19 protein-coding genes are annotated in these 22,616 nt (G+C 59.4%); 16 read left to right on the forward strand and 3 right to left on the reverse strand.

What is annotated here, in order from left to right:
• The first annotated feature begins 1 nt into the window (after position 1).
• From cobU to FHS18_RS07585, 6 genes are read left to right on the forward strand one after another with little or no spacing between them, the layout of a single operon-like run.
• Positions 2-607: a bifunctional adenosylcobinamide kinase/adenosylcobinamide-phosphate guanylyltransferase gene (cobU, locus tag FHS18_RS07565; protein WP_183598566.1), complete on the forward strand. Its 606-nt coding sequence runs from the start codon at positions 2-4 to the stop codon at positions 605-607.
• Positions 604-1,584 (forward strand): adenosylcobinamide-phosphate synthase CbiB, encoded by a 981-nt coding sequence (gene cbiB, locus FHS18_RS07570; protein ID WP_183598568.1) that lies wholly within the window; start codon positions 604-606, stop codon positions 1,582-1,584. The genes cobU and cbiB overlap by 4 nt, the downstream gene beginning before the upstream one ends.
• Positions 1,566-2,372: an adenosylcobinamide-GDP ribazoletransferase gene (gene cobS, locus FHS18_RS07575; protein ID WP_183598570.1), complete on the forward strand. Its 807-nt coding sequence runs from the start codon at positions 1,566-1,568 to the stop codon at positions 2,370-2,372. Before cbiB ends, cobS begins: the two co-directional genes overlap by 19 nt.
• A 20-nt stretch (positions 2,373-2,392) precedes the next feature.
• On the forward strand, positions 2,393-3,520 hold the full coding sequence (gene cobD / locus FHS18_RS35110; protein WP_343060439.1) for a threonine-phosphate decarboxylase CobD: 1,128 nt from the start codon (positions 2,393-2,395) through the stop codon (positions 3,518-3,520).
• Positions 3,517-5,130: a cobyric acid synthase gene (locus FHS18_RS35115; protein WP_343060440.1), complete on the forward strand. Its 1,614-nt coding sequence runs from the start codon at positions 3,517-3,519 to the stop codon at positions 5,128-5,130. Before cobD ends, FHS18_RS35115 begins: the two co-directional genes overlap by 4 nt.
• Entirely contained in the window at positions 5,127-5,840 is a 714-nt protein-coding gene (locus tag FHS18_RS07585; RefSeq protein WP_183598572.1) for an adenosylcobinamide amidohydrolase, read from the forward strand. The genes FHS18_RS35115 and FHS18_RS07585 overlap by 4 nt, the downstream gene beginning before the upstream one ends.
• Before the next feature lie 298 nt (positions 5,841-6,138).
• Here FHS18_RS07585 and gluQRS read toward each other — a convergent pair whose 3' ends face one another.
• Positions 6,139-7,104: a tRNA glutamyl-Q(34) synthetase GluQRS gene (gene gluQRS / locus FHS18_RS07590; RefSeq protein ID WP_183598574.1), complete on the reverse strand. Its 966-nt coding sequence runs from the start codon at positions 7,102-7,104 to the stop codon at positions 6,139-6,141.
• A 397-nt stretch (positions 7,105-7,501) separates the two neighbouring features.
• On the opposite strand from gluQRS, the gene hrpB reads away from it, so the two are divergent.
• From hrpB to FHS18_RS07610, 4 genes are all read left to right on the forward strand, one after another.
• The gene (gene hrpB / locus FHS18_RS07595; protein ID WP_183598576.1) at positions 7,502-9,985 is read left to right on the forward strand and encodes an ATP-dependent helicase HrpB; all 2,484 of its coding nucleotides are present in this window, start codon (positions 7,502-7,504) and stop codon (positions 9,983-9,985) included.
• Between the two features lie 48 nt (positions 9,986-10,033).
• Positions 10,034-10,309 (forward strand): DUF1294 domain-containing protein, encoded by a 276-nt coding sequence (locus tag FHS18_RS07600; RefSeq protein WP_183598578.1) that lies wholly within the window; start codon positions 10,034-10,036, stop codon positions 10,307-10,309.
• A gap of 207 nt (positions 10,310-10,516) precedes the next feature.
• Complete coding sequence (locus FHS18_RS07605; protein WP_183598580.1) at positions 10,517-12,598, forward strand: HelD family protein; 2,082 nt, start codon at positions 10,517-10,519, stop codon at positions 12,596-12,598.
• A 441-nt stretch (positions 12,599-13,039) separates the two neighbouring features.
• Entirely contained in the window at positions 13,040-13,852 is an 813-nt protein-coding gene (locus FHS18_RS07610) for an EcsC family protein (protein WP_409348538.1), read from the forward strand.
• Between the two features lie 107 nt (positions 13,853-13,959).
• Here FHS18_RS07610 and FHS18_RS07615 read toward each other — a convergent pair whose 3' ends face one another.
• On the reverse strand, positions 13,960-15,498 hold the full coding sequence (locus tag FHS18_RS07615) for a phytoene desaturase family protein (RefSeq protein WP_183598582.1): 1,539 nt from the start codon (positions 15,496-15,498) through the stop codon (positions 13,960-13,962).
• A 228-nt stretch (positions 15,499-15,726) separates the two neighbouring features.
• Here FHS18_RS07615 and FHS18_RS07620 point away from each other — a divergent pair, with 228 nt between their 5' ends.
• From FHS18_RS07620 to FHS18_RS07640, 5 genes are all read left to right on the forward strand, one after another.
• On the forward strand, positions 15,727-16,188 hold the full coding sequence (locus FHS18_RS07620; protein WP_183598584.1) for a GNAT family N-acetyltransferase: 462 nt from the start codon (positions 15,727-15,729) through the stop codon (positions 16,186-16,188).
• Positions 16,189-16,220: 32 nt separating this feature from the next.
• The gene (locus FHS18_RS07625; RefSeq protein ID WP_183598586.1) at positions 16,221-16,580 is read left to right on the forward strand and encodes a Lin0512 family protein; all 360 of its coding nucleotides are present in this window, start codon (positions 16,221-16,223) and stop codon (positions 16,578-16,580) included.
• 295 nt (positions 16,581-16,875) lie between these two features.
• A complete protein-coding gene (locus FHS18_RS07630; RefSeq protein ID WP_183598588.1) occupies positions 16,876-17,616 on the forward strand; it encodes an SDR family NAD(P)-dependent oxidoreductase in 741 nt (246 codons plus the stop codon).
• A gap of 282 nt (positions 17,617-17,898) precedes the next feature.
• Positions 17,899-18,573: a response regulator transcription factor gene (locus tag FHS18_RS07635; RefSeq protein ID WP_183598730.1), complete on the forward strand. Its 675-nt coding sequence runs from the start codon at positions 17,899-17,901 to the stop codon at positions 18,571-18,573.
• Positions 18,570-19,967 (forward strand): sensor histidine kinase, encoded by a 1,398-nt coding sequence (locus tag FHS18_RS07640; RefSeq protein ID WP_246427488.1) that lies wholly within the window; start codon positions 18,570-18,572, stop codon positions 19,965-19,967. Before FHS18_RS07635 ends, FHS18_RS07640 begins: the two co-directional genes overlap by 4 nt.
• A 49-nt stretch (positions 19,968-20,016) precedes the next feature.
• On the opposite strand, the gene thrC is transcribed toward FHS18_RS07640, so the two are convergent.
• Positions 20,017-21,300 (reverse strand): threonine synthase, encoded by a 1,284-nt coding sequence (gene thrC, locus FHS18_RS07645; RefSeq protein WP_183598590.1) that lies wholly within the window; start codon positions 21,298-21,300, stop codon positions 20,017-20,019.
• Between the two features lie 175 nt (positions 21,301-21,475).
• On the opposite strand from thrC, the gene FHS18_RS07650 reads away from it, so the two are divergent.
• Positions 21,476-22,387, forward strand: a complete 912-nt coding sequence (locus FHS18_RS07650) for a LysR family transcriptional regulator (protein WP_183598592.1) — start codon at positions 21,476-21,478, stop codon at positions 22,385-22,387.
• The last annotated feature ends 229 nt before the right edge of the window (positions 22,388-22,616 follow it).

Genomic DNA, 22,616 nt, shown 5'->3' on the forward strand with positions numbered 1-22,616 from the left:
CATGGCGATATTCATTACCGGCGGCGCACGGAGCGGGAAGAGCGATTTTGCCGAACGATATGCGATGCGGCTCGGTACTCGCGGTATCTATATAGCGACATCCCAAATTTGGGATGAAGAGATGCGGGAGCGTGTGGAGCAGCACCGCGCTATTCGCGAACAATCGGGCTATTCGTGGTCGACCGTGGAAGAGCCGTACCGGCTGGCCGACTGTCTGAAGGAGCTGCAGGCGCAACATGTGAGCGGTACGGAGCGGCCTGTCGTGCTCGTCGATTGTCTGACGTTATGGCTGAGCAACCATCTGCTCTTGCATGCGCCAGAGGGCGAGGAATGGGATAAGGGAACCAGCCGCGAGCTTAGCTTGCAGCTGGATCGGCTGACCGACGAACTGATCGATACCGTTGCCGCTTATGACGGGACGCTTCTGTTGGTGTCGAACGAGGTCGGCAGCGGGGTCGTGCCGGCTTATCCGCTTGGCCGAAGATTCCGTGATGCGGCAGGACGGCTGAACAGGCGGCTGGCGCAGCATTGCGAGGAAGCGTTCCTCGTTGTCGCGGGCATGCCGCTTGATCTGAAGAAGCTGGCCTTCAACCTCGAAGAGCTATGATCTTGTATTCGCTGAATGAGATTCTGCTTATTACCGCCTGTGCGATTGTGATCGACTGGGTTGTCGGAGACCCGAAGTGGCCGACGCATCCCGTGATCTGGATCGGCCGGTTCATCAGCGCGTTCGAGCGGAAGCTGCGGCCGGAATCGGTGACGCTTACAGCAGGGCAGCTTAAGCGCCGCGGCGTGCTGCTGACACTTGGGACCGTGCTGCTTGCTTACGTCATCTTGCAGGCTCTCGTGCTGCTGGCTGACTGGATTCATCCGGTCGCGGGCTACATTGTATCCGCCTGGTTCATCTCCACCACGATCGCGGTGAAGGGGCTCAAGGATGCGGCGATGCTCGTCTACCGGCCGCTCGCTGCGGGCGATCTGGCGCAAGCGAGGGTCTATATCGGTTACATCGTAAGTCGCGACACCTCGGTCATGGAGGAGCATGATACGGCTCGGGCGGCAATCGAGACGGTTGCTGAGAATACGGTGGACGCCTTCGTGTCGCCTATCTTCTTCGCGCTGCTCGGCGGCGCGCCGCTAGCCATGCTCTATCGGGCCGCCAACACGTTGGATTCCATGGTCGGCTACCGCAACGAACGCTACTTGCACTTTGGCTGGGCTTCCGCCAGGCTGGATGACGTGCTTAATTACGTACCTGCCCGCATCAGCGGATTTCTGCTGACCATGGCGTCCGCAATGTTGCCCGGCCTATCGCCTTCACGCGCAATGAAGGCGGTCTTCGTGTTCGCTAAGCGGCATCCGAGCCCGAACAGCGGCATCCCGGAATCCGCTGCGGCAGGCGCGATGGGAATCGAGCTTGGCGGACGGAATATTTACTTCGGGCGTGTCAGCGAGCGTGCCCGGCTAGGTTGGCCGCTAAGGCCGTTGACGCCGCAGCATATCGTCCAGACCGTCCAACTGCTGTATGTCACAAGTATACTGGTGTTCGCGGGGGTATTAGCAGTATGGCTATTCGTTCGTTAAAGGAAAGTCTTCAAGCAGCCGGTGCCGCCTTCCAGCTATTGACGCGAATTCCGATTCCGGTCCAGATTCCGTTTACGCGCGAGGTGCTGGCAAGAAGCGTGCTGTTTTATCCGTTAGTCGGACTTATTGTCGGTCTTATAACAGCGCTTGCCGGCTGGCTGCTTGCGTACGTCTTGCCTGCCTGGCCAGCTGCGGTGTTGACGCTGCTCGTATGGATCGCCCTGACTGGCGCTCTCCATCTAGATGGGCTGATGGATACGGCCGACGGCGTGCTTAGCCATCGTTCCCGGGAAAAGATGCTTGAGATTATGAAGGACAGCCGCGTCGGCGCAATGGGCGTCATCGCGGCTATTCTGCTATTGCTGCTCAAAGCAAGCCTCATCGCCCAGTGGCTAGGCGAGTCGGATTTGCGGCCGCTTCTTCCTCATTTGGTTACAGCCTGTATGTGGGGGCGGTTATGGATGGTTGGCGCGATGCTGCTGTGGCCCAATGCCAGGGGCAATGAGGGGCTTGGCGGCATGTTTGCCGGCTTGCCGAAGCGTCAGCTTGCCTACGCCGGCCTCTTGCACGTGGTGCTGGCGGGTGGTGTTTATGCCGTGAGCGGGACAAGTTGGCAACATGGCGCGTTGTATCTATTGACCGGAGCCGTTATTACAGCGTTTGTCGGCGGCGGAGTCGCGATGTGGCTGAATGCCAAGCTCGGCGGGTTGACCGGCGACACTTACGGCACGATGAATGAAATTGTCGAGACGGTCCTGCTGCTCGCTGCAGTGGCGATCTTTTTATAAAGAAAGGGGCGGTTGAGTCTATGCTCGAGAAATTCGGCCATGGCGGCGATCTGCTCACGGCCGCGGGACTGTATGGCCTGGAGGCGGGGCAATTCGTTGATTTTAGCGCCAATATGAATCCGCACGGTCCGCCAGACGCGGTGCGAGCCGTGCTTCAACGCTACGCCGAGACGATCGGCAGCTATCCGGATCCGGCCGTTCGCGGGCTGCGGCGCAAGCTGGCTCTGCATCATGGCGTGGAGGAAGGCAGCGTGCTCGTCGGCAACGGAGCGGCGGAATTGATTGACCTCGTCGTCCGGCTGTTGCTGCCGAGCGAGGTTATCCTAGCTCAGCCATGCTTCGTGGAATATGGCGATGCCGCGCGCAAATGCGGCATACCGATCCGAACGGTAGCGCTTGCCGCAGAAGAACGGTTCGCTTTAACGGAGCAAGCGGTGAGACATACGATGGCGAATATGCGGGACCAAGGGATAGCTACGGGAACCGCCCTTTGGTTTCTCGGCTCGCCGAACAATCCGACTGGGCAGCTCATCGATGCAGGCGTCATCCGGCTGCTGCTGGCAGAAGGCGAGCGCGTCGTGCTAGACGAGGCGTTTATGGATTTTGTGGCGGAAGAGAAGGCGTACAGTTTCATATCGGAGGCCGCTAGCGGGTACGGAGACCGGCTGATCGTCATCCGTTCGATGACGAAATTTTATGCGATTCCCGGCATCCGTCTTGGTTATATGGTTGCAGACGAGGCGTTAATTGCGGGACTTAGCGAACTGCAGGTGCCTTGGAGCGTCAATTCGCTCGCGCAGCAGATCGGAGAAGCGGTGCTGGATGATATCAGCTATGCGGAACGTACGATGGCTTGGCTGAAGGAGGAGCGTCCTTGGCTGACGCAGCAGCTGGAACAGCTGGGGCTTGACGTAGCGCCGGGACATGTCAATTACGTCCTATTCCGGATACCGCGTTCGTTCAACCTTAAGGCCTCCGAACTGCAGCAGCTAATGGGGGAGCGAGGCGTGCTCATTCGGGACGCCTCTCATTTCGAGGGACTCGGCGAGGGTTATTGCAGGATTGCCGTTCGATTCCGTCAGGAGCACGAGCTGCTTCTGCAGACGCTGCGTGAAGTGTTAGCAGGAAGAAAGGCAGGGGGACGATGAAACAGCCGGCTCGAACAATCATGGTGCAGGGGACAGCCTCGGATGCGGGCAAAAGTATCATTACGACAGCGCTTTGCCGGATTCTGACGGAGGAAGGCTACCTGGTCGCTCCCTTCAAGTCGCAGAATATGTCGCTTAACTCTTATGTGACTTGGGACGGGAAGGAAATCGGCCGGGCGCAAGGGATGCAGGCCGACGCATGCGGCATTCTGGCAACGACGGATATGAATCCGATCCTGCTGAAGCCGAAAAAGGAGATGGTATCCCAGGTGATCGTGCATGGGAAGCCGCTCGGGGATTTTGCCGCCCGCACCTACAGGGAAGAGGTGCTGCGAGAAGCGGGGACGATCGTGCAAGAGTCGCTTCATCGCCTGCGCGATGCGTATGACGTCGTTGTGCTCGAGGGAGCCGGCAGCCCGGCCGAAATTAACTTGAAAGATCGCGATGTCGTTAATATGCGCGCTGCCGGGTGGGCAGAAGCACCGGTCATCCTGGTGGCCGATATCGATAGGGGCGGCATGTTCGCGGCGATCGTCGGGACGATGGAGCTGCTCGAACCGCATGAGCGGGACCGGGTGTGCGGGTTCATCGTGAACAAATTCCGAGGCGATGTTTCCCTGCTGCAGCCGGGACTGGATTGGCTCGAGCAGCGGACGGGCAAGCCGGTATTGGGCGTCGTGCCGTTTTTGCCGAAGCTGGACCTGGAAGACGAGGATTCCTTATCGCTTGACCAGAAGCTGGCCGCGGGCGACTCTGCATTGAACGGGGACAAAGCAGCGGAATCGCTCGATGTGGCGGTCATCCGCTTGCCGCATATTTCGAACTTTACCGATATCGATCCACTGCTCGGCGAGCCGGATACGCGTGTTCGTTTTGTAAGAGATGCTGGCGAGTGGGGAGCTCCGGATATCGTGATTATCCCCGGCAGCAAAAATACGGTCGACGATCTGCTCTATCTGTACGACAGCGGGCTAGCCGGCCTGCTGGAACGGCATCGCAGCGTCGGTGGTTACGTCGTCGGCATCTGCGGCGGTTATGAGATGCTCGGCATACGGCTGCTTGACCCGTTTCATAGTGAGTCGGATCGTGATGAAATAAAGGGGCTTGGATGGTTTCCGTTCCAGGTGACCTTCTCGCAGACCAAGCGGACCGTCCGGGTACATGGCTATGCCGACTTGCCGGGACTTAGCGAACAGCATCCCGTCGAGGGGTATGAGATTCATACCGGTGCCGTGGATTGGATGCGAGAGGGCGCGGAGGCATCGACATTCGTATCTCAGGGGGAGGATCGCAGCCTAACGCTTGAACAAGCCGATCGTCCCTTTGCGCTGCGCGAACACGAGGGAGAAGCATTCTCAGCAGAAGGTTGCGCCTCCGTCTACGGCAAGGTGTGGGGGACGTTCCTGCACAGCGTGCTACACAATGATGAGCTTCGCCGGGCTTGGCTCAACCGGGTGAGGATCGGGAAAGGGCTCGAGCCGGTCGCCGAGGTAATCTATACGCGCGAACGGCGCGAGCAGGCTTTTGCACGGCTGGCTGCCCATGTCAGGGAGCACGTCGACATCGCGCGCATCAAGCAGCTGATGGGCCTTGGGCAGGAGCGGTCATGAGCCAGCCTTTTCGCAGCGGAACGCATTGGTCCTCGACGATATGGCCCGGACTGAGCGCATCATTCGACGACGAGCAGATTATTCTTCGGAGCGGGCAATTGCTGGAGACGCTGAGCAGCAGCGTGTATGGAGGCGGTAGCGGCGTCTGGGCCCATGCATTCGTTAACCGCAAAGTGCCGCTCTCGTACCGCAGCGGAGATCCGGTTGAAGATCTGCGGGAGATGATCCGGAAAGCTCGATTGCCTGCCGAGGCTACGGTCGGGCTACTGACAGCGGCCAAGCTGACACATGCTTCCGTGCATGAAGAGGCGGGCGACAGGTTTAATATTGTCTGCCTGGCTACGGCGGGGATTGGCAATGCAGCGAGGGCCGGTGCCGAGCGTCAGGTATTCTCGGCTTATTCGGCAGGCACGATCAACATCTTCGTGTTGATCGACGGCCAGTTGTCTCCCTCGGCAATGGTAGGCGCGATCATTACGGCGACGGAGGCCAAGTGCGCGGCATTGCAGGATCTGGGCATTCCCGATCCGGTGCATGGCGTCATCGCGACAGGTACGACGACCGATTCGGTCGTAATTGCCGTCAGCCAGAACGCGGATTTCGGCGCCGTCCATGCCTATGCCGGAGCTGCGACGACGCTAGGCAATACGCTTGGCCGGGCGGTGTATCGGACCGTGTATGAGTCGGTGAAGACCAGGGATGAACTATGATAGTCAAGCGACAACTAAAGTGAAGCGAGCGTAACCTTCGTCTGCATGCAGGCGGAGGTTTTTTTGGCGATCCGGTGAATCTTAGTGGATGAATCGGACAAGAGCTACGGAATTGTGGGCTGTACAGTTGATTAAGTGTGGCTGAGTGGGGGATTGAGCGGTGAATAGTGAGATGAGGAAATGTGGTTGATTGAGGCTCGTGCTACGGGATCGTGGTCAGCAGGGATATAGCACGTTCAAGCATTACGGCAATGAGCAAGACGAAACGCCGCTTGTTACCCGCGTCTCGTCTTTTCTCTTATCCGGTGAGATAGCGCATCAGCTCGTCCGTGACGACAACTGCTTCCTTCGGAATGCGGTCCAAAGCGAACTCGCTCACCAGTTCGCTCGCGCGAACCGGTTCCGGCTGCGGGAGCAGCCCGCTCAAGGCTGCCAGCCAGCCGATGATCCGCTCCGGGCTGACGCCGGCTTCGCGCAGGCTGGCGAGCGCGATGGAACCGTGCCGCTTGGCAAGGCGCTTCCCGTCGGTACCGTTCAGCAGCGGCACATGGGCAAAACGCGGCGCGGGCAAGCCAAGCGCCTCATAGAGCATCAGCTGGCGGGGCGTCGAATCGAGCAGATCGTAACCGCGCAGCACATCGGTTACGCCCATCGCGGCGTCATCGACGACGACGGCCAGCTGATAGCTGATAATGCCGTCCGCCCGCCGAACGACGAAATCCCCGCCCCCGCCGGCGGCGAACGTCTGCCAGCCGGCTGTTTCATCATGGAACGTATAGGGACCTTCCGCCGCGCGAAAACGCAGGGACGGCGTCTTGGATAACGCTCTCTCCGCGCGTTCTGCTTCCGTTAGCCGCGAACAGGTCCCCGGATATACAGGGCCTTCGCTTCCAAGACCGTGCGGCGCGCTGGCGATGGACAGCAGTTCCGCGCGGCTGCAGTAGCAAGGATACAGCAAGTGCTGTTGCTCCAACTGGTCCAATGCTGACGCATACAGATGCTCCCGTTCGCTTTGCGTATAGGGGGCATGCGGTCCGCCCATATCCGGGCCTTCATCCCAGTCGAGTCCCAGCCAACGCAGGTCGGCGAGTGCCTGCTCCGCAAGCTCCGGCTTGCAGCGCGGTTTGTCGATATCCTCCATGCGCATGATGAAACTGCCGTTCATGCTGCGGATCTGCAGCCACGACAAGAGCGCCGTCCGGGCGTTGCCGATATGCATATATCCAGAGGGGGTAGGGGCGAAACGTCCTCGGATGTGGCTCATTATTCATTCTCCTTTCGTGAAGGAAGGTTGTTACTGTGAATGGAATGCTGATCGTCCTACCGGCCGCTCAAGCCAATCCATATGAATGGAATGCTGATCGTCCTACCGGCCGCTCAAACCAATCCCTATGAATGGAATGCTGATCGTCCTACCGGCCGCTCAAACCAATCCACATGAATGGAATGCTGATCGTCCTACCGGCCGCTCAAACCAATCCATTTCTTATGCCACATTTTAGCACGTCCCTCCGAACGCCCGCAATGAATGCTAAGCAGGCCGCTCATCACTCGACCTAGCAGGTATCATGCTATCTTTTGCCGGCCAACGTCCCTATAATAGAGGCAGCAGACCATGAACTGGTCCATGGCAGACGTAATTATGAACAAGGGGAAGAAGCATGAACCGATTACCTATCGACGAAGTACTGCCGGAACTTGCGCAAGTCCTCCAAGCCACGTCCAACGCGGTGCTGGTGGCTGCGCCCGGCGCTGGCAAAACAACCCGTATTCCGCTTGCGCTTCTCGGCGAGCATTGGCTGGACAGCCAGCGGATTCTAATGCTGGAGCCACGGCGGATCGCGGCACGATCGGCAGCCCGTTTCATGGCGGCCTCCATAGGCGAACAAGCTGGGGGAACCGTTGGCTATAGAGTGCGCATGGACACGAAAGTCGGACCTTCCACGCGAATCGAGGTCGTGACGGAAGGCGTGCTGACCCGCATGCTGCAGCATGATCCGGCCCTGGAAGGCGTCGGGCTTGTCATCTTCGACGAATTTCACGAGCGTCATCTGAACTCGGATCTCGGACTTGCGCTCTGTCTGCAGACGCAAGCTCTGTTCCGGGAAGATTTACGCATCCTGGTCATGTCGGCCACGATCGAGGCGGAGCCGATCGCCGAGCTGCTCGGCGGTGCGCCGGTCACCATAAGCGAAGGACGAGCCTATCCGGTCGATACAATCTATCAAGCAGTACGCCAAGAAGGACGTCTCGAGGAGGCTGTCGTTCCCGCGCTTCTCGAAGCGATCGCGAAGCATGAAGGCGACATTCTCGTATTTCTGCCTGGAGCGGGTGAAATCAGGCGCGTGCAAGGACGTCTGGCAAGCGCGGGTCTACCTGCCGGGGTCGACGTAACGCCACTCTACGGCGGCATGCCGGCGGAGGCACAGGACAAGGCGGTATCGGCCGCAGAACAAGGCAGGCGAAAAATCGTGCTGGCTACCTCCATCGCCGAATCCAGCGTCACGGTCCGCGGCGTCCGCATCGTCATCGACGGCGGGCTGAGCCGCGTGCCGAAATTCTCGCCGCGTACCGGAATGGCGCGCCTCGAGACGGTGCCGGTCTCGGTGGCCTCGGCCGATCAGCGGCGCGGCCGCGCAGGCAGGGAAGCGCCCGGCGTATGCTACCGGCTGTGGACGGAAGAGCAGCATCGGCAGCTGCCGCCGCAGAGCGAGCCGGAGATCCGGGCCGCCGATATGGCGCCGCTGGCGTTGGAGCTTGCAGTCTGGGGCATCGCGGACCCCAGCGAGCTGGAGTGGCTGGATGCTCCGCCAGCCGCGGCATACGGCCAGGCGACGCAGCTGCTCGCCGAGCTTGGGGCGACCGAACCCGGCGCCCCCGGCACGCCGACGAGCCACGGCCGAGCCATGGCCGAGCTCGGCATGCATCCGCGTCTGTCCCATATGGTGATGAAAGCTACGGAACTCGGACTTGGCGGGGCCGCTTGCGAGCTGGCGGCGCTGTTAAGCGACCGCGACCCGCTGCGTACCCGGAGCGTCGACATGAGGCTCCGCCTTGCGGCGCTTCAAGGCAACTCGAAAGAAGAGGGGGATGAAGCCGCCCTGCGCCGAATGGCGGAAGAATCGCGGCAATGGAAGCAGGCACTGGGCTTGCCAACGGGCAAGAGCAGCCGCGAGAGCGCGGAGTCCTGCGGCTTACTGCTCGCTTTCGCTTATCCCGATCGTATCGCCCAGCGTCGTCCCGACGGCCGATTCCTGCTCAGCGGCGGGCGCGGCGCGGCGATCGCTGAATTGCAGCCTTTGTCGGGCGCGGCATTCCTTGTAGCCGCTGAGCTCGATGATACGGGAACGGACAGCCGCATCCGTCTAGCCGCCCCCATCGCCTTGGAGGAGCTGCATGCGCACTGCGCGCAGCTAATCCAAGAGGAGACCGAGGTGCGTTGGGACCGCGGAGCGGAGGCGGTACGGGCGCGCAGGCGGACGCGACTGGGGTCCCTGGTCCTGCGAGAAGGTCCTCTGCCGGACCCGGACCCGGCACTCGTGATGGCTGCCTTGTTCCATGGTCTGCGCGAGCAGGGGCTTGGCCTCTTGCCATGGACGAAGCCGGCGAGACAACTGCAAGCGCGCGCCTTACTCATGCGCAAGCATAATGCGTCTTGGCCGGATCTATCCGAGGAGGGGCTTCTGGATTCGCTCGAAGCGTGGCTGGCTCCATACGTATCCGGCATCCGCAGCCGCTCGGAGCTTGGCAAGCTGAACATGACCTCGATCATCGAGAACCTGCTCTCGTGGCAGGAACGCCAGCAGCTTGAGTCCGAGGTACCGACGCATCTGACCGTGCCGAGCGGCTCGCGCATCCCGGTCGACTACAGCGATCCGGACAGCCCGTTCCTGGCGGTTCGGCTGCAGGAGCTGTTCGGTCTGACGGCTACGCCGCGCATCGCCGGGGGCAAACTTCCGGTGACGCTGCACCTCCTGTCGCCGGCACATCGTCCCGTCCAGGTGACCCGCGATTTGGCGAGTTTTTGGCAAGACGCTTATTTTGAAGTGAAGAAGGATCTGAAAGGGCGTTACCCGAAGCATTACTGGCCGGATAATCCGCTCGAGGCCGCCCCGACCAATCGGGCCAAGCCTCGCCAGCATTAACGCTTCATACGCGGTCCGCCCAAGAACGAAGGGGAGAGGGGAAAGGCTATGATCGCGATTGTCGTCTATATACTAATCGTTAATATTGTGGCGTTCTCGCTCATGGGAAGCGACAAAACGCTTGCGAAGAAGGGCAAACGCCGCATCTCCGAACGCAGGCTGCTCACTTATGCCGCGCTTGGCGGTTCGGTAGGCGCTTATGTGGGGATGCGCGCCTTCCGCCACAAAACGAAGCATGCCAAGTTCTTTATCAGCCTGCCGCTGATGGTCATTGCGCACGTCATTCTATTCGGCGCATTATTCCGCTGGTTGATGGCCTCATAATGGCGCATGGGCAGGAGAAATCGGCCAGTATTGGCACGGATTGACTGCCAAGCATGGCATATGTTATATTGGTCACTCGCTCATGGCTGCGAGAGGCCATGATATACGAACGAGGAAACCGTAAAGCCGCATGACTGAACATGCGGCTTTACGGTTTTCATCACGCATCAGCTCGTATGAGGGCTGATTATGGGGGGTAACTGACTTTTGAATGCTCAAAGTGCCTTTCAACACGAGACGAAACGTCTTGAGGATGTGCTGGGGCAAATCAACAAGCAGCTGGGCAAGATCGGACCGCGCTACACGGGGGACGATTTCACCGAGCAGATGCTGGATTTGCAGACCGAGCAGCGGAGAGAGCGGCTTGAGGTGTCGAAGAAGGAGCCGTATTTCGGACGGTTGGATTTTCAAGAGGACGCAGAAGACGCTGCCAAGCCGTTATACATCGGCAAAGCGGGCGTTGCGCACGAGAACTCGAATGATCTGCTGGTGGTCGATTGGCGAGCGCCTGTAGCGAGCCTGTTCTACGCGTTCAGCGGCGGGGAGTCGCCTGTCGCTTACGAGTCGCCGGACGGCACCGTGGAAGGGCTCGTTCACTTGAAGCGCAACCTGATGGTGCGCGACAGCGCGCTCGAACGCTTGGTCGACAGCTATACCCGGGGCCAAGAGGAAGAAGCGGTCACCGATGAATTCTTGCTGTACCGGCTCGGCGAGAGCAAGGACAACAAGCTGCGCGACATCGTCTCGACCATCCAGCAGGAGCAGGACAAGATTATCCGCACCGAGAAGAACAAGGCCGTCTTCATTCAAGGGGTGGCCGGCAGCGGGAAGACGACCGTGGCGCTTCATCGCCTGGCCTTCTTGCTGTATCAGTACGCCGATCGGATTCGCGCCGAGCGCATGGTTATTTTCGCGCCGAACCGCATGTTCCTCGATTATATTTCCGGCGTGCTGCCGGAGCTCGGCGTAGGCGATATTCTTCAGACGACCTATTCGGATTGGGCGCTGGAAACGTTGCAGAATACGGTTCGAATGGACGATTCCGCGGACGCGCTCGAGTATTGGTTCGAGCATCCGCGTACCCGCCAGGAGATGGAACAGTCGTCCGGCCGCCAGAAGGGAAGCATCCGCTTCAAGGAAGCCATCGACGCTAAGCTTCGGGAGATGGAGGCCGCGCTGCTGCCGACGGAGCCGTTCGAGCCGTTGCCCCGCATGAAGCTCGTCCCTGGCAAAATCGCGGAATGGCTCGCAACCGACGAAGTCGGCGAGCCGATCATGCGCCGCAGAGAACGGATCATCAGCCGCCTGAAGCGGTGGCTCGAATCGGAGTGGAAAGCCCGCGGCTTAACCGACAAGAAGCTGAAGTCCCAGGCGACCTCCAAACTCAACGCCTATGGGAAGAAAATTCCTTCCTACACGGCAGCCTCCTTGTACGCGGCCATTATGGATGATGAAGCAGTAGGCGACCTGCTGCCGGCTAAAGTGCGCACCGAAACGAAGAAGCGGGTCAAGAAGGGGCTGGCCGCGGCAGAGGATCTGGCGCCGCTCGTCTATATCCAGCTGAGGCTGTTCGGGCGGGATCAGCCGGCCTACGATCACGTCGTCATCGACGAAGCGCAGGACTATTCGCCGTTCCAGCTCGAATCGCTCCGCCTGTGCCAGCGTCAGCCATCGATGACGGTGCTTGGCGATCTCCAGCAAGGGATCCACGGTTATGCCGGCATACATAGCTGGCTGGAGCTGTCGTCGTTGTTCGCGCTGGAAGACAGCGGCTACTTCGAGCTGGATCGCAGCTACCGCTCTACCACGGAGATTATCGAGTTCGCCAATCAGGTGCTGCGCGGCATGGGCGATGGCGTCAAGCCGGCCGTTCCGGTGTTCCGCAGCGGAGAGCCTGTAGACGTGACGCATGTAGCAGAAACGGAACGACTGACGCGAATCGCTCAGACCGTGCAAGCATGGCAGCAAGGCGGCAGCTACAAGACCATCGCGGTGCTCGGCCGTACGGCCCAATCGTGCGAAGCGATCGGCGATCAGCTGCAGGCTTCCGGCATTACCGCCTCGATCGTGCGTAACAAGCAGGAAGCGTACGGCGGCGGCATTACCGTCGTTCCGGTCTATTTGGCCAAGGGACTGGAATTCGATGCGGTCATCATTGCCGATTCGGACGCGGACAGCTACAGCCCGGACGATGCGAAATTGCTATACGTGGGCTGCACCCGTGCGCTTCACAAGTTGGAGTTGTTCCATAGCGGCGAAGTGACGACGCTGATCCAAGCATCCTCGTAGATCGATAGATGGAGATTGACCCCGCCTTCGGGCGGGTTTTTTCGTGTTTTGCATCCATAAAGGGTATGAATGCGTACGTAGTGAGGGAATGTGAAGATGGAAAGGAATGTGATCGTAACGATGAGCCACAATCATACCGAGCCGAATCCGCTAGAGCAATCCTCCGGGCAACAGGCAACAGAGCAAACCGAACAGCCGGAGCAACGCCAGCCGGAAGCGACTGCGACTCCGATGGCGGAAATCTCGCTGGCCAAACCGGCCTTAGATAAGTCCGTGCACGAAAGCGCGGAAGGTACCCCGAATCCCGAATCAGCTGAACCGGTTGAACCAGTTGGATCGGTACAGCCTTCGCCTCATGCGGGCTTACCAGTTGCGAACGATCAGGGTGCTGCAGATGCCGTATCGCCGGATCTGTCCGCCTCCGTTGACCCGAACGCAACGATTCCGGCGCATCCCGCTCAGACTTTACCGCCGCCCGAATCGCTTCCTGAACTGCAAGCGGCCCTGCTCGAGATCGGGAAGTGGGAGAAGGAGCAGAAGGATCTGTGGTTCTTTGAGAAAATCGGCCGAATCCCCTTCATGCTGCTCGACAAACTGACGCCGAAATTCCTGCAGCAGAAGATTGGCCAAGCGCTGGACGAGGTCGGAAGCTTCGTGCAGAACGGCGGCCGTTACCTCATCTCCGAACGCGAGGTGCTCGGCAAGCTCTCTGCCTACAGACTGGAAGAGGTCTCGTTACTGCCGCTCGCCCAGATGAATAAGGCGGCGGAAGAACTGACGCACAGCCGTAAAACGCTTGCGACGATGCAGGGAGCGACAACGGGCTTCGGAGGCGTATTCACGCTGGCAATCGACGTTCCGGCGCTGCTCGGCTTGTCGCTGAAGATCATTCAGGAAATCGCGATCTGTTACGGCTATGATCCGCGGCAGAAGGAAGAGCGTATTTTCGCGGTCAAATGCCTGCAGTTCGCCTCCTCCGATATCGTCGGCAAGCGCGCCATTCTCGAGGAGCTAGCCATGTTCGGCCGCAAGGAATCCCATTCGCAGATGGCTTCGCAGCTGCAGGGCTGGCGCGAGGTTATGATGACGTACAGGGACAATTACGGCTGGAAGAAGCTGTTCCAGATGATTCCGGTCGCCGGCATGCTTTTCGGCGCCTTCATTAACCGCAGCACGCTTCAGGATGTGGCCGAAGCGGCGAGCATGCTGTACCGCAAGCGCCGCATACTCGAGCGGATCGACAGCTTGACTTAAGGCTGCGAATACAAAGAGCCAGGTATGCTTCCCGTTAGAGCGGGTGGCGTTACCTGGCTCATTTTGTACGGCACGCTAATTGTGATCGGGCCTCCTCGCTCCTCGCGTTAGGCCAATTCGTCATGTCCGATCTGGCGCACAGGGCCGAGCATAACGACTTCACGGGCCGCTACGTCGTTGCGGACCAGATCCGCGGCCAGTTGACCGCTTAAAGCAACCATCGCCACGCTTGCCCCCGGGTGGGTGGAAGCGCCGACGAAGTAGAGGCTGTCCACGATTTGGCTGCGGCATGCGATCTTGAATCCGCCGCCGCGATTGCGGTCCGTATCGACTCCGTAAGCCGATCCGCCATAGGTTCCGTACTGCGCCCGGAGATCGTCGGGGATCAAGTCGAATTCGATCTCAATCGCTTGGCGAAGCCCGGTAGCCCCCATCCGTTCCAATTTGTCGAGCACCAGATTCCGGTAATAGTCGCGCCGATGGGTCCAGCTTTCGCCAACGGTGAGCGGCGGCACATGAGTGAGCACGAACCAGTTTTCCTTGCCCTCCGGCGCTTGCGTACGATCGCTTTTGGCCGAGATGCTTACATAGACGGTCGGATCTTCCGCAGCCTGCTTCTCGTCGAAGATTCGTCTGACTTCGAGTTCGGGGTCCGCAGATAGGAACAGATTATGATGGCGCATCTCCGGGTAGGTCCGATTGACGCCTAGCATGAGTGCAAATACCGATACCGACGGTTCATACGCTTCTAGTTTATGAAGCGCCTGCTTCTGCTGCGGATGATCGGCGAGCAGCGATTCGCACGCGGAGCGGACGTCTTGATTGCATACGACCGCATCGGCTAGCAGCCATTCTCCGCCGCGGAGCTTCACGCCGGCTGCCGCACCGCGATCGACGAGGATCGACGCCGCTTCGGTATTCGTCCGCACTTCCACGCCTAATTCGTCCAAGAGCTTGAGCAGGGCAGAGGCAAGCGAATACATGCCGCCCTCGATATAATAAAGGCCAAGCCCCAGCTGGGCAAAGGCCAAATGCGTCATGAACGCCGGCGCGGCTGACGCTGGCATTCCCGCATGTCTGAGCATGTAATCCATGAACTGGCGCATATGGCCATCGTCGATGTAACGCGCGGTGGTCTGAGCTGCGCTTCGGCGTAAATCGATCGCGAGCCGCTCCTTCAGGGAGTGGTGCTGGCGCAAGTCCGCCCGGCTGTTCAGGCTATATTTATAGACGCTCTTTAAGCTCAGTTCGTACAGCTTTCGCGCATGCCCCAGGTAGCGCAGGAGCTGTTGGCGTTCGCGGTCGTTCCTTGCGCCTAGGCTCAGATCGCTGCCGCTCAGATCGAGTCTCGTACCATCCTCGTAGAAGGCGCGCCATTGCGGCTCGATGCGCACCAGCTTGACGTAATCGGAGAGGTTGCGCCCGGCCGAAGCGAATAGCTGCTCCAGCACCCAGGGCATCGTTAGTGCCGATGGGCCCGTATCGAACGTGAAGCCCATTGCCGAGCGTTGGTTCATCCTCCCGCCAGCTCGTTCATTCCTCTCCACGACGACGACCTCATGTCCGTCCGCCCGAAGCCGGATCGCTGCCGCCAGACCGCCTAACCCTCCGCCAACGACGATAACCTTCCTCGCATTCTTCGGCATAACAGTCCCTCCATTCCGGCCGACTAGATCTGTATCTCATTCTTAACGCAATGCGAGGAGGACATACCATCCGCACGATCCGCAACTTTTCCGTTGCTTCACCTTCCCGCCCATACGCGAGCAGCCGTTTGCCAAAGTGTGCCAAGCCGCCCGCAATTATGCTATGATAAGGGACGCAAAGACGATGAAATGTGCGTCGTTCCGATGAAGAAGGAGTTGTGCTGCACGATGAGCATCCGTGTTAGGCAAGCGGTAATCGAAGATATCGGACTGATTGCCGAGCTGTTCGATGCGTACCGCGTATTTTACGGGCAGCCTTCCGACGTGGAAGGGGCCAGGCAGTTTTTGTTCGACCGTACCGTTCACCGCCAGTCCACCATTCTCGTTGCCGTCGACGAGGCGCGGGAAGGCCGGTTCGTAGGTTTCACGCAGCTGTATCCGCTGTTCTCTTCGGTCTCGATGGAGCGTTTGCTGCTGCTGAACGATCTATACGTCGCCGAGAGCCATCGTAAGCAAGGCGTAGCCCAGCTGCTGCTGGATGCAGCCCGAGACTATGCCCGAACGACGAAAGCGAAGGGGCTGGAGCTGTCCACGGCGATCGATAATGCGGCGGCGCAGCGGTTATACGAACGCAACGGATTTGAGCGCGACGAGGACTTTTATCATTATTTTCTAAGCACGAAGGGGTAGTGCCCCTAACTAGTAGAGGAGGTCGATGAGGGATGGAACAAGTGATGTTCATCGAGCTTGGCATGGGAACGGATCTGCATGGCCAGAACATTACGAAGGCGGCTGTGCGGGCGGTCCAGAATGCGATTCGCCACAACTCGATGCCGGGCCTCCGCTCGGTGCTGCCGGGCGGCGACCTGAATGCGATGAAGGTGCATGTGAAGCTGGCGCTGCCTTGCGATCATGAGCTTCTGGACCCGGAGGCGGTGAAGGCGGTGCTGCCTTACGGTACGTTGACGCTGGAGCTGCTCCAAGGCGGCATGGTCACGACGAGCGGCGTCGTGCTGCCCGATAAGGACGACAAGAATGATCTGATTTACGTCGTGAACGCTTCCGTCGAAGTGGGTTTCTAACCGAAGGCTAGCATACGATCAACGGAACGCAGATAGTTATGTAGAGCGGTAGTTCTCGCAAGGAGGACGCCGCTTTTTCACAATACGCTCATGGATAAGTTTTGCGCTTTGGAATCATCTTGTCGTTCTCCCGAATGAAATGTGTATGCCACTAAAGTCGAAGTTAGCGTCCTGCCTTAACAGGAGGTACGCATCCGTTTCGCGCCGGTAGAGCTTCCCTGACCGTCTTCGTGGAAGGAAATGGATGGTTGTGGAGAGAATAGGTTTACGATCACGAAAGGAGTGTAGGCTTAAGATGAAGCGAGATATCGTCATTATTACCGGAGCCTCCCGCGGGCTCGGGGAAGCGCTGACACTGGCTTATTTGAAGCGGGGCAGCTACGTATACGGACTGTCGCGCGGGGTATCGGAGGAGGCTAAGGCGGCGGAGCGGTTTACGGCGGTTAATGTGGATTTAAGCAGCGCGGCGGAGGTCGAGATGGCGATGCATCGGCTGTTCGAGCAGCTGGACCCGGCGTCGGTCGAAGCAATCACGCTGATCAACAATGCGGCAATGCTCGAACCGATCGCGCCGATTGACCAGTGCGGAACGGATGACATTGCCGACCATATTCATACCGGACTGCTCGCGCCGGTGCTGCTCACCTCACTCTTCATCGGCAAGACCCGTGAATGGGCGCTGGCCAAAAAGCTTGCGATCGTCACATCCGGGATGGCTAACTATCCGACGGCGTCGATGAGCCTGTATTGTTCCGTCAAGGCCGCGGTCAATATATTCACGCAGAGCGTTCGGGCCGAGCAGCGGCTGGCAGCGCATCCGGTACGGGTCGTGGCGGTCGATCCAGGTATGATCGACACCCAGATGCAGGTCAGCGCACGCTCCCACCAAGGCGAAGAGGCTTTTCCGCTGGGCGCTTTCTTCCAAGAATCGTATGAGCAGGAGAAGCTGGTGCCAGCCGATCAAGTGGCGGCTAGGGTAATTGAGCTGCTCGATCAAGAACAGGATAACGAGGCGATTGTCCGCACCTATACATAGCTTCTTCCCGCTGATAGCCGATCCGCCGCATTCACAGCCATTAGATGAAAGGCAGTTCATATTCGGTTCATAATAGCCGGGTATGCTTGTCGAAATAGCGGATGGGTCATGGCGGATCGGTGCAAATACAACTGGACATCGGAATTCCGCTGCAGCATGCCCGAACTCTCTTACTGAGTTTCGCTGACAACAAGACCCGGGGTATTCGCGGGGCTAGCTCTCCTTCATCCATGATGGAGGGCGCTACGCTCCCTATGCCCGCGGGCAACGGAGATGATCGAATTGACAAAGCTGCTTGTCGTGGACGATGATCCGCACATTCGCGAGCTGGTGCGGCTTTTTCTAAGCCGGGAAGGATTTACGGTAATCGAAGCCGGTGACGGCGTCGAGGCGCTTGCGGCGTTCGAGGCGGAGCAGCCGGCGATGGTCATTCTGGACGTGATGATGCCGCGCATGGACGGCTGGGCTTTGTGCGAGGAGCTTCGAGGCTCGACCAATGTGCCGCTGCTTATGCTGACGGCCAAAGGGGAGACGAAGCAGAAGGTGAAGGGCTTCGAACTGGGTGCCGACGATTACCTCGTGAAGCCTTTCGAGCCGATCGAGCTCGTCATGCGCGTCAAGGCGCTGCTCAAGCGTTACCGGATCTCGACTAGCCAGCAGGTGCAGGTCGGCGCGGTGCAGATGGATCGGGCGACCTTCGAGGTGACCGAGGAAGGCAAGGCGCTGACGCTGCCGCTCAAGGAGTTCGAACTGCTGTTCAAGCTGGCCAGCTATCCGGGCAAAACCTTCTCGCGCGATCAGCTGATCGAGCAGATCTGGGGCTACGATTACGAAGGCGATGAGCGTACGGTCGATGTCCATATCAAAAGGCTGCGCGAGCGCTTCCCGGAAGAGACTGCCGGTTTCCGCATTCAGACGATTCGCGGGCTCGGTTACCGGCTTGAGGTTCAGGCATGAACCTCAAGCGGGAACGAACCGTCGAAGTCGTCAGAGGAATTTTCCTGTTCGCGCTGTTCATCACGATCGGCTGGAGCATCGCGTATGGAATCATCAACTTCGTACATGAGCGAATGAGCGGCGACACCGAGTTTGCGCGGCTCGAGCAGGAAGCACGGATGCTCGGCGACATCGTTACGGCTTCCACGGGCGGCCAGACCGAAGAGGTGCTGAACGAACTGGCAAGGCTGAAGGGGCTGGAGCTTGTTTTCGTGCAAGGCGATGCGGTGCGGCGGTTCCAGGGACAGCCCGAAGCGACGGAAGAGCTCAGCCTGTCCGATGAGCAGCTGCAAGCCCCAGTCGGCGGCAGCATGATCCAGACCGTGAAGCGGCAGGCGCTGCTGGGCAGCGGTTACATGCTAGTCGGCTTACCCGTTCAAGTGGAAGGTTCCGCTGCCGGGCTGCTCGTGATCGAGCGTCTGCCGGGCTTCTTCGCCAATTACAGCAAAGGGCTGCTGACGGTGTATTGCGCGCTTGTCGTCCTGGTGCTGATCGCGCTGGCCATGCGGCCATGGCGGGAGGAGCTTCGCGGCTGGATGGAAGTGATCAACGCCATCCGCAGGATCGGCAAAGGGGATTTCACGGTGACGCTGGAGCGCAATCGCCATATGCGCGGGCAATTCGGCGAGCTGGCGGATTCGATCAACGACATGACCACGAATTTGAGCCAGATGGAGGAGATGAGGCAGTCCTTTATCTCCAACGTCTCGCATGAAATCCAATCGCCGCTGACTTCGATCCGCGGGTTCGCCCGCGCGCTGCAGGAAGACGGCCTGGAAGAAGAGCAGCGCAACCGGTACTACAACATTATCGAGACCGAGAGCATGCGCTTATCCAAGCTGAGCGACAATCTGCTGAAGCTGACCTCGCTCGATTCCGACAAACATCCCTTCGAGCCGAAGCCTTACCGTCTGGACAAGCAGCTCCGCCGGATGATTCTGGCCTGCGAGCCGCAGTGGAGCGATAAGGACATTGTGATGGATGTCGAGCTGCCGGAGCTTCGGATCGCCGCCGACGAGGATTTATTGTCGCAGGTATGGATGAACCTTCTCAGCAACAGCATCAAATTCACCCCGGCGAAAGGCGTCATCCGCGTTCATGCCAAGCAGCAGGGGGATCATATCGTCGTAGTGCTGTCCGACAGCGGGATCGGCATTGCAGCCGAAGACGTGCCTCACATTTTCGAGCGCTTCTTCAAGGCGGATAAGGCGAGGGACCGCAGCATCGGGGGCAGCGGACTTGGGTTGTCGATCGTGAAGCGCATCTTGGATATCCACGGGGGAATCGCGGAAGTGGCGAGCGTGCTTGGACAAGGGACGACGTTTACCGTCAGATTGCCGGCCATGCAAGGGTGAGGAGGATTCGCGGGAATCCTTCCTCGCCCTTATTGCGGTTTCAGCCGCTCTACTCCATTGGCAAGTCCGCCTGCTGAATCCCATTCCGATGAAGCTCTCCCCATTTTTCGGCCAAATGGTACTCCTGCAGCGCATCCGTATCTTTCAACATATGGCCGGTCAGAATGCACGCTGCCGTCTCTTCGCGGTCGATCACTCCCGCCTCCACCAGTTGGCGCAGTCCCGCTAAGCCGGCTGCGGAAGCGGGCTCGCAGCCGATGCCGCTTGCGTCGATGACGGCCTTCGCCTCCAGAATCGCCGCGTCGCTCACCGTCTCGGTGATGCCCCTCGTCTCCGTTAAGACGCGCAGCGCCTTGCTCCAGCTCGGCGGGTTGCCGATGTTGAGCGCCGACGCGCGAGTAGACGGCTTCGGTTCCGGCACAAGCTCCGGCCTGCCGTGTTTCCGGGCAGCGTTATCCTTCATGGCAGCGGCCAAGCGATGGAAGGGACTTGCGCCCTCCGCCTGTATAATCGCCACCCGCGGCAGCCGTTTGATGAAGCCAAGCGCGTATAGCTCCTGTAGGCCTTTACCGAGCGCGGCGGCATTGCTGAGCGCACCGCCAGGCAGGACGATCCAGTCGGGCAGCTGCCAGTCGAAATCCTGAGCCAGCTCGAAAATAATGCTCTTCTGCCCCTCGATCCGCATCGGATTGATGGAATTGCAGACATAAAGCCCTTGTTCCTCGGCGTGGGCGTCCAGATAGCGAATACCGTCATCATAGTTGCCGTCGAAGGTCCGCACCTGGGCGCCGTAACCGAGCGTCTGCAGCACTTTATTCGGCGAGACGTCCCTGCTCGGGACGAGAATGACCGCTTCGCAGTCAGCGTAGGCCGCATACAGAGCCAGGGATGACGACGTATTGCCGGTCGACGTGCAGGCGAAACGGCGGTAACCGATCGCACGTCCGTGCGACAACGCGGCCGTCATGCCGTTATCTTTGAAGGAGCCGCTCGGATTCTCGCTTTGCGCCTTGAACCAGACTTGGCGGTTGCCCGCATAGCGGGCCGCTTGCGCGGAAGCGTACAGTCCGGTGTTGCCTTCAGCCCGATGAACGATGGCGTCATCCGGCAGCTCGGGCGCGATCAGCTCCTTGTAGCGCCACACGCCGCTTGCGTGCAGCGTATGCCGCTCCGCGCGCCTGTGCGCGAAGATTCGTTTCAATAGTTCGGCATCGAGCCCGCGCAAGTCCCGGGTTACCTCGAGCAATCCGCCGCAGGCACAGCGGTAGGTCATCGGCGCTTCAAGCGGATAACATTTGTCGCAGCGGATGCATTGGGCTTGAATCGTGTTCATGGTTAGGAGCCTCCCTTATTCGAGCCGACAAGGTTGTTCGATACGTGGCTTCGAACAATCTAACTTGTACCGGCTTCCGGATAGCTCTACAATAACGGGAGAAGACCCATCAGACTAATACCGGTTTCTTCGGTGAAGATAACTTTTCGTTATGAATGGCGGAGGAGAGAAGGCTTTGAACTTATACGCGCTTACCATATTCCATCATGTGGCGGCTCTCGGCAGCGTGACGAAGGCGGCCGAGCAACTGATGATCAGCCAGCCGGCCGTAACGGCCCATGTACGGAAGCTGTCGGCGGAGCTTGGCCTCACGCTGCTCGCGCCCAGCGGCAGAGGCGTGCTGCTTACGGAAGCGGGCCAACGGGTAGCTGCGCATGCGCGGCGGATTGTGGCCTTGGAAGAAGAGGTTGCCCGGGATTTGAACGATTATCGCAGCGGAGCCGTCGGCACGCTGCGGATAGCGGCTACTTCATTGCCGGCGAATGTACTGCTGCCAAGGCAGCTTGCGCGCTTCCGAAGCGAGCATCCGCAGGTTAAGATTGAGGTGAATACCTCGAATGCGCATCGCGCGCTCGAGGCGCTCTTGCATTACCGCGTGGATCTTGCCGTCATTGGAGGCAGCAGCCAGCTCGAGCGGGAGGGGCTGATCCAGGTGGAGCTGCTGCGGGACGAGCAGTGGTTTATCGTGTCGGCGGATCATCCGCTCGCCGGGCAGACGACTCCGCTAGCCGAGTTGATCCGGGAGCCGTTCATCGTGAGGGAGTCCGGCAGTGCGGCGCGACAGCAACTGGAGGGGATCTGCCGCGCTCGCGCATCCAACCTTCCGGACGGCGTGCTGCAGGTGAGCGGGATCACCGAGACGATAGAAGCGGTGGCAGCCGGTTTTGGCGCGGCCTTCGTCTCTTCGCTCGAGGCGTCATCCGCAGTGGCCCGCGGAGAGGCAGCGCGCGTCCATGTACCGGATGCGGGGGCGGTTAATCCGATTATGCTCGTGATGCGCGAGAAGGATTGGCTGCCGCCGGCAGCCGGCCATTTTGCCAAGCAGCTCCAGGTTTGCGATTGGAAAGAAGTACTCCGGGGTGTCTAACGGCACGTCAAAAAAAGGAGCCGTAGTTATCGGCTCCTTCGTCACTCGTCTATTCGATTCAAGGCAGGCGTGTTACCGCCGGCGTAACTGTCAGTCATCGTCTGCGCTTCTCCATGTCCATTGGTTGACCCTAGCGCTGCTTTTTGTTAAAATCAGGACTGGACTAAAAAAACGGTCAATAAACAAATTGTAAATATCCACAATAATTATAACATACAGCTGACGGCGG

Source organism: Paenibacillus phyllosphaerae (assembly GCF_014192105.1).
Lineage (GTDB): Bacteria > Bacillota > Bacilli > Paenibacillales > Paenibacillaceae > Paenibacillus_Z > Paenibacillus_Z phyllosphaerae.

Bases quoted from the DNA above. Each gene is read 5' to 3' on its own strand.
- cobU (WP_183598566.1), top strand. From the start codon at position 2: ATGGCGATATTCATTACCGGCGGCGCACGGAGCGGGAAGAGCGATTTT.
- cbiB (WP_183598568.1), top strand. From the start codon at position 604: ATGATCTTGTATTCGCTGAATGAGATTCTGCTTATTACCGCCTGTGCG.
- cobS (WP_183598570.1), top strand. From the start codon at position 1,566: ATGGCTATTCGTTCGTTAAAGGAAAGTCTTCAAGCAGCCGGTGCCGCC.
- cobD (WP_343060439.1), top strand. From the start codon at position 2,393: ATGCTCGAGAAATTCGGCCATGGCGGCGATCTGCTCACGGCCGCGGGA.
- FHS18_RS35115 (WP_343060440.1), top strand. From the start codon at position 3,517: ATGAAACAGCCGGCTCGAACAATCATGGTGCAGGGGACAGCCTCGGAT.
- FHS18_RS07585 (WP_183598572.1), top strand. From the start codon at position 5,127: ATGAGCCAGCCTTTTCGCAGCGGAACGCATTGGTCCTCGACGATATGG.
- gluQRS (WP_183598574.1), bottom strand. From the start codon at position 7,104: ATGAGCCACATCCGAGGACGTTTCGCCCCTACCCCCTCTGGATATATG.
- hrpB (WP_183598576.1), top strand. From the start codon at position 7,502: ATGAACCGATTACCTATCGACGAAGTACTGCCGGAACTTGCGCAAGTC.
- FHS18_RS07600 (WP_183598578.1), top strand. From the start codon at position 10,034: ATGATCGCGATTGTCGTCTATATACTAATCGTTAATATTGTGGCGTTC.
- FHS18_RS07615 (WP_183598582.1), bottom strand. From the start codon at position 15,498: ATGCCGAAGAATGCGAGGAAGGTTATCGTCGTTGGCGGAGGGTTAGGC.
- FHS18_RS07620 (WP_183598584.1), top strand. From the start codon at position 15,727: ATGAGCATCCGTGTTAGGCAAGCGGTAATCGAAGATATCGGACTGATT.
- FHS18_RS07625 (WP_183598586.1), top strand. From the start codon at position 16,221: ATGGAACAAGTGATGTTCATCGAGCTTGGCATGGGAACGGATCTGCAT.
- FHS18_RS07630 (WP_183598588.1), top strand. From the start codon at position 16,876: ATGAAGCGAGATATCGTCATTATTACCGGAGCCTCCCGCGGGCTCGGG.
- FHS18_RS07640 (WP_246427488.1), top strand. From the start codon at position 18,570: ATGAACCTCAAGCGGGAACGAACCGTCGAAGTCGTCAGAGGAATTTTC.
- thrC (WP_183598590.1), bottom strand. From the start codon at position 21,300: ATGAACACGATTCAAGCCCAATGCATCCGCTGCGACAAATGTTATCCG.